General features: G+C 63.1%; 3 protein-coding genes and 1 pseudogene. 2 read left to right on the forward strand and 2 right to left on the reverse strand.

Annotation, left to right across the window (positions count from 1 at the left end; translation table 11 throughout):
• Positions 1–159, forward strand: a pseudogene (locus CCR94_RS26015) (pyridoxamine 5'-phosphate oxidase family protein); the annotation flags it as partial.
• Between the two features lie 125 nt (positions 160–284).
• Positions 285–950: a glutathione S-transferase gene (locus CCR94_RS12635; RefSeq protein ID WP_104508212.1), complete on the forward strand. Its 666-nt coding sequence runs from the start codon at positions 285–287 to the stop codon at positions 948–950.
• Positions 951–956: 6 nt separating this feature from the next.
• Here the strand turns inward: CCR94_RS12635 and CCR94_RS12640 are convergent, their stop codons facing one another.
• Entirely contained in the window at positions 957–1,751 is a 795-nt protein-coding gene (locus tag CCR94_RS12640; protein ID WP_104508213.1) for a molybdopterin-dependent oxidoreductase, read from the reverse strand.
• Positions 1,723–2,556: a cytochrome b/b6 domain-containing protein gene (locus CCR94_RS12645; RefSeq protein ID WP_104508214.1), complete on the reverse strand. Its 834-nt coding sequence runs from the start codon at positions 2,554–2,556 to the stop codon at positions 1,723–1,725. Before CCR94_RS12645 ends, CCR94_RS12640 begins: the two co-directional genes overlap by 29 nt.
• Between the last annotated feature and the right edge of the window lie 22 nt (positions 2,557–2,578).

The following is a 2,578-nucleotide window of genomic DNA, read 5'->3' on the forward strand; positions in this document are numbered from 1 at the left end:
TCGCAGGCGATCCTGTTCACGGTTTCCGCCTGGGACGCCAATTGTCCGCAGCATATCCCGCAAAAAATCGACGCCGCCGATGTGGCTGCGGCCCTGGCCGAACGCGACGCCCGCATTCTCGCGCTGGAAGCGGAGCTGGCGGCGTTGCGGAACGGTTGAACGCGCTGATCCTTTTGAAACCATCAGGCTGAACCGAATTTGTTTTCTTATTTGGCCAGCCATGAGCGCCGGATTGCGCTACAGTCGCGCCTTGCATGACTTTCATGCGGACTCGGAGCGGCGCCATGATCACTCTATGCGGTTTCGGCGTCAGCAATTATTACAACAAGCTCAAGCTCTGCATGTTGGAAAAGGGCGTCCCCTTCACGGAGAAGCTGGCCTATCCCTGGGAGCGCGCAAGTTTTTCGCACGCCTCGCCGCTGGGACGGATTCCCTTTGTCGAGACCGCGAAGGGCGGCCTGTCGGAGACGCAGGCCATACTCGAATATCTTGAGGATGAATTCCGCGACAAGCCGCTCTTTCCCGCCGCGCCCTTCGCCCGGGCGAAATGCCGCGAACTGCTCCAGCATCTCGAACTCAATGTCGAATGGGTGGTTCGCCGCCTCTATCGCGAAGCCTTTTTCGGCGGCGCCGTCTCAGCCGAAACCAAAAGCGATGTCCGCGCCAAACTGGCGGCGGGACTGGAGGCCTTGGCGCGGCTCGCCGGCTTCTCGCCCCATATTTGCGGCGCGGATTTCACCGCCGCCGATTGCGCCGCGATTTTCCATCTCGATTATGTCCGGCAGGCGAGCCTGAAAATCTACGGCGAGGATTTTTTGGCGGCGCATCTGCCGGGCGCCAGCGCCTATCTCGCCGACATGGCCAAGCGCCCGCATGTCCAGACCACGATGGCCGACCGCGCCGCGGCTTTGGCCGCCTTTCAGGCGCTCAAGATCGATTACGCCGGCTGAAGAGACTCAAATCCCCGCGTACCATTCATAGCCGCGATCCGGCCAGAAGCCGCCCTTGCCGCGCCCCAAAAGGTCGAGCCTGTCGGTCAGTTCGATCCGCATCACATATCTGGCCTGCTTGTAGCCGAGTTGCCGCTCGACCCGCAGTCGCAGCGGCGCGCCATGGCCGACCGACAGCGGCTCGTCGTTGAGACGATGGGCGAGGATGGTTTGGGGATGAAAGGCGTCGATCAGGTCGATGCTTTCGTAATATTGGCCGGTTCCATCGGCGGCGCGTTCATAAAAATCGGCGCAATGAAACACGGCGAAACGCGCGGCCGGCTGAACGCCGGCGCTCTTCAATACATCGCCAAGCGTCGGCCCCTGCCATTTGCCGATGGCGCTCCAGCCTTCGACGCAATCGTGACGGGTGATTTGCGTTCTTTGCGGCAGCGCGCGCAGATCGGCCAGCGACAGGTCGAGCGGCTTGACCACCAGACCATCGACGCGCAGCCGCCAATTGGCGAAGCCGGTCTCCTGAAAGGCGGCATATTCAGGCGTATCCGGCGCCTGCGTGCCATTGACCTTGAAATCGGGCGACAGATCGGCGGCGGAAAATTCGCGCGCCAGCGCATTGCCGCCGAGAAGCCGCTGCATGCGATATGTCAGCCCTTCCGCCGAGCCGAGCAGATCCAGAAATTGTGGCGCTTCCGAAAGACGGTCGCAGCCGCCGAGCAAAGTCGCGCCAAGACCGGCCATGCTGAGGCCGAGAAATTTTCGGCGGCCGATCCGTTTAGGGGTGGGGAGCAGAATGCGGCTCATGGTCATCCTCCTTTGAAATCGCCAGCTTGCCGGTGATCATGGCGCGCACGCCATTGATCGGCCCGGCGAGCACAACCATCGCCAGATGGACGACCACGAACAGCAGCAACAGACTGGCGGCGATGAAATGGATTGTGCGCGCCGATTGCCTGCCGCCGAACAGATCGACCAGCCAGGGCGCGATGGCGTCCATCCCCGGCGACATGGTGAGACCCGTCAGGATCATGGTCGGCGGCAGCACGGCGATGACGCCGAGATAAGCGAGTTTCTGCAACGGGTTGTAATGCAGCGCCGCCTCGCCCTTGGGAAACTTCAGCCGCAGGTGATCGCCGATGTCGCGCAAGATTGCGCGCGGACTTAACTGGGCGCGCGTCGGCGCGAGGTCGCGCCGCAGATGTTTGTTGACGAGACCGAACAGGTAATAGGCGGTGATATTGGCGACGAACAGCCAGGCGAAGAAGAAGTGCCAGCGCCGTCCGAGCGCGAGGCTGCGCCAGCCGGGAATGGTCGCCCAGCGCGGAAAGGCGCGCGCGCTCAGGCCGCCATCGGCGCCGGGCACAAGGCCGAGCGCGCCTGTGGTTTCAAGGGTGGCGGAGCCAAGGCGCACATAGCCGCGCTGGGCGCCGTCCTTGACCGTCTCGGCGCCGATTTCAAAGGCGGGGCGGTCGGCGTCGGCGCCGAACGGACCCCAGTAAAGCGCGGGATGCGCGAGAAAAATCTGCAATCCGCTCATCAGCAGCACGGTCACGCAAAGCGCGTTGATCCAATGGGTGACGCGCGTCGCCAGGGCGTGACGATGAACCAGCTTGCGGCCGGCATTCGCCGGC

It is taken from the genome of Rhodoblastus sphagnicola, from assembly GCF_002937075.1.
GTDB classification, from domain to species: Bacteria; Pseudomonadota; Alphaproteobacteria; order Rhizobiales; family Beijerinckiaceae; genus Rhodoblastus; species Rhodoblastus sphagnicola.